General features: G+C 65.3%; 3 protein-coding genes. 1 reads left to right on the forward strand and 2 read right to left on the reverse strand.

Annotated features, from left to right (window positions below; all coding sequences use genetic code 11):
• Positions 1-88: 88 nt before the first annotated feature.
• The gene (locus QOC89_RS23290; RefSeq protein WP_323047173.1) at positions 89-1,384 is read right to left on the reverse strand and encodes a YbfB/YjiJ family MFS transporter; all 1,296 of its coding nucleotides are present in this window, start codon (positions 1,382-1,384) and stop codon (positions 89-91) included.
• Positions 1,385-1,502: 118 nt separating this feature from the next.
• Here QOC89_RS23290 and QOC89_RS23295 point away from each other — a divergent pair, with 118 nt between their 5' ends.
• Entirely contained in the window at positions 1,503-2,414 is a 912-nt protein-coding gene (locus tag QOC89_RS23295; protein WP_323047174.1) for a LysR family transcriptional regulator, read from the forward strand.
• 63 nt (positions 2,415-2,477) lie between these two features.
• On the opposite strand, the gene QOC89_RS23300 is transcribed toward QOC89_RS23295, so the two are convergent.
• Positions 2,478-3,319: DHHA1 domain-containing protein (locus QOC89_RS23300; RefSeq protein ID WP_323047175.1), on the reverse strand; the 842-nt coding region annotated here is incomplete at its 5' end.

Below are 3,319 nucleotides of genomic sequence, written 5' to 3' on the forward strand. Positions count from 1 at the left end.
GTGGGGTTGGTGGGGTTGGTGGGGTTGGTGGGGACGGTGGGGACGGCGCGCCTGGAGCGAGTATCTTTGCGCCGGGCGATGAAAGCCCTCAGCTGCAGCCGCAATCGGGCGTGCGGCCGCGTCCACGCGGCATGCGCGCGACGATGATCAGTCCGACTGCGCCCACCAGCAACGCCCCAGCCGCTAGCGACAACGCCAGCGAAAAGGAGCCGGTATGTTCGGCGATCGGCGCGGCCACCAGCGGGCCGACGATCTGCCCGATGCCATACGCCGCGGTTGCATAACCCATCAGGCCGGCCGCGGCGTCGCCACGCAGGCGCCGGGCTTCGCGCATCGCGAACAGGGTGATCGCGGTGAATGGCAGACCGATCAGGATGCTGCCGAGCGAAAAGCCGCCCGCCGTCGGCCAGACGATGCCAAGCGCAATCCCTGCTGCTTGCAGCACGTAACAACCGGCGAGCAGCGAGCGGTTGTCCCAATGCATCGGCAGGCGTGCCGCGAGCAACGCGCCGACGACCAGAGCCGCGCCAAACATCGGCCAGAACAGATCGGGCCAGAACGAGCCCGGCAGCGCGTGGCGCGCGATCACCGGCAGGAACGTCGCGGTGATGATGTAGCCGAAACCGGGCACGCCGTAGAGCAGGATCAGCCAGAAGGAGTCGGCGCGGTGCGAGGGGTGGTCGGTGGCGGTGCTTTGGCTGGCCGCAGGGCGCTGATTTGCGTGAGCGGCGGAGTTTGCCCCGCCCGCAGTGGGCACCGCAGCGCTCGAGGCGGCGTGGGTCACGGTTCTGAACACGGGCCAGACGACGATCGAAAGCACCGCCGATATCAACCCGAAGCCGATCCAACCGGCCATCGCGCCGTAACCGCCGGCGGCGCTGACCAGCAAGCCCGTCCCGACGATGCCCACGCCCGGACCCGTATAGATCACCCCGGCGCATCCGTGCGCGCCAAGTTCGGCGAGCCGCCGCAAGCCCCATTGCGACGCGAATACGAAGGTCCAGGCGCTGACCGCGCCGGCGACAAATCGGACCACGGCCCACACCCAGAATTGACTGGTTACACCCATCGCCAACGTCAGCAAGACCGTCGCTACAAGCCCGACCCGCACCATGCGCGCAGGCTCGACCCGCAGCGCCGCGCAAGCAACCGCACCGACGAAATAACCCGCGTAGTTGAACGACGCAAGCCAGCCGCCGTGCTGGATATCGATTTGCGGCTGGCCGAAGTGGCTGCCGTGCAGCATCAGCGGCAGCAGCGGCGTGAACGCAAAGCGCCCGACGCCGAGCACGACGGCCAAGGTAATCATGCAGGCAAGCGCCGCGCGGCGGGCGGCATGACGTTCGACAGCAACGTCGTATGCACTGGAAGCGAGATCGTTCATGAGCAGGCAATCCATGGATTCGGACCGGCGGTTACCGGACGCTTGAATCAATCTTAGCTTGACCTTTCAATCACGAAAAATGAATAATTAGAATGCCACCCATCGCCAGGAGAGAATCATGGATCTGGCCGCCTTGACCATTTTTCGGGCTGTCGTGCGCGAAAATGGCGTGACGCGCGCCGCTGCCAAGCTCAATCGCGTGCAATCGAACGTCACCACGCGGATCAAGCAGCTCGAGGAACAGCTGGGCACCGACCTGTTCATCCGTGACGGCCGGCGTCTCGTTTTGACGCCGGCGGGTGAAACGTTGCTGCCTTACGCCGAACGTCTGCTCGCGCTCGCCGACGAAGCCCGCCATGCGGTGCGCGAGGATCGTCCGAGCGGGCGCTTGCGGCTGGGCGCGATGGAAAGCGTCGCGGCGACGCGTCTGCCCGGATTGCTCGCGCGTTACCACCAGCAGTGGCCGGATGTCGCACTGGAACTGGAAACCGGCACGACTGGCAAGCTGATCGAGCGTGTCCGCGAATTCGAAATAGATGCGGCCCTGGTGGCCACGCCGCCCGATCCTGCGGCGCTCGGCGAACTGTTCGAGACGGTGCCGGTTTTCCGCGAAGAGCTGGTGATGCTGTCGCCGCGTGGCCATCGGCCGATTCGCGAAGTGCGGGATATCGCGCTATCGACGCTGATCGCGTTCGAGCGCGGGTGTGTTTACCGGGCGTACATCGAGAAGTGGTATCTGGAACATGGCGTGAGGCCGGCTCGCGTGCTGGAGCTGGGTTCTTACCATGCGATCGTGGCGTGCGTAGCGGCTGGGGCGGGCGTGGCGGTGGCGCCCAGGTCAGTGCTGAATTTGCAGGGCGACGCCAGCAATATCGCCGTTCACGAGCTTCACGATATTGGAGAGATTGAAACGCTTCTGATCTGGCGCCGGGGGCATTTTTCCTCCGCGCTGAACGCGCTGCGGCAGACGCTGGTGTCAGAAGAGGCTGCGCTGGACGCACCTGCCGTTGCAACCACAGCGGCTGCCTGACACGTTGGCCGCGCGGGACGCGCTCATAGTGCCGGCGCCCCGCCTGGCCTGATCAAACCCGAATCAAAGCTGGGCTTCGACCCAGCCCTTCACACCGGCTAGCGCCGCCGGCAGATTGGCCGGCTCGGTGCCGCCGGCTTGCGCCATATCCGGCCGCCCGCCGCCCTTGCCACCAACTTGCTGCGCAACGAAGTTGACCAGTTCACCGGCCTTCACCTTCTTGCTGGCATCTGCCGTGACACCGGCAATCAGACTCACCTTGCCGCCTTCGACCGAGGCCAGCACGATCGCCGCGCTCTTCAGCTTGTCCTTCAGCTTGTCGACCGTTTCGCGCAGCGTTTTCACGTCCGCGCCCTCGAGCGTGGCAGCCAGCACATGCACGCCGGCTACGTCGATTGCCTGACCGGCAAGCTCTTCGCCCTGGCTCGACGCCATCTTCGATTTCAATGCGCTCAGTTCCTTCTCGAGCGACTTTACCTGCTCCTGCACCTGCACGATCCGCTGCGTCAGTTCCGACGGCTGCGCCTTCAACACGGCCGCAGCGGCATTGATCCGCGCGTCGAGATCCTGCACGAAGCGCACGGCGTTGTCGCCCGTGATGGCTTCCACGCGACGGATACCGGCAGCCACGCCGCCTTCCATCACGATCTTGAAGAGACCGATGTCGCCCGTGCGATGCACGTGCGTACCGCCGCACAGTTCGCGCGAGAAACCGAGGTCGAGTACGCGTACTTCGTCGCCATACTTTTCGCCGAACAGCGCCATCGCGCCGCCCTTCACCGCTTCGTCGAACGGCATGACCTTCACAATGCCCGGCGCGTTCGCCAGCACTTCGGCGTTGACGATCGCTTCGACCTGGCGGATCTGCTCGTCGGTCATCGGCGCGTTGTGCGCGAAGTCGAAAC

The organism is Paraburkholderia sp. (assembly GCF_034668105.1).
In the GTDB taxonomy this organism is placed as follows: domain Bacteria; phylum Pseudomonadota; class Gammaproteobacteria; order Burkholderiales; family Burkholderiaceae; genus Paraburkholderia.

Coding starts and splice junctions, on each gene's coding strand:
- QOC89_RS23290 (WP_323047173.1), bottom strand. CDS start 1,384: ATGAACGATCTCGCTTCCAGTGCATACGACGTTGCTGTCGAACGTCAT.
- QOC89_RS23295 (WP_323047174.1), top strand. CDS start 1,503: ATGGATCTGGCCGCCTTGACCATTTTTCGGGCTGTCGTGCGCGAAAAT.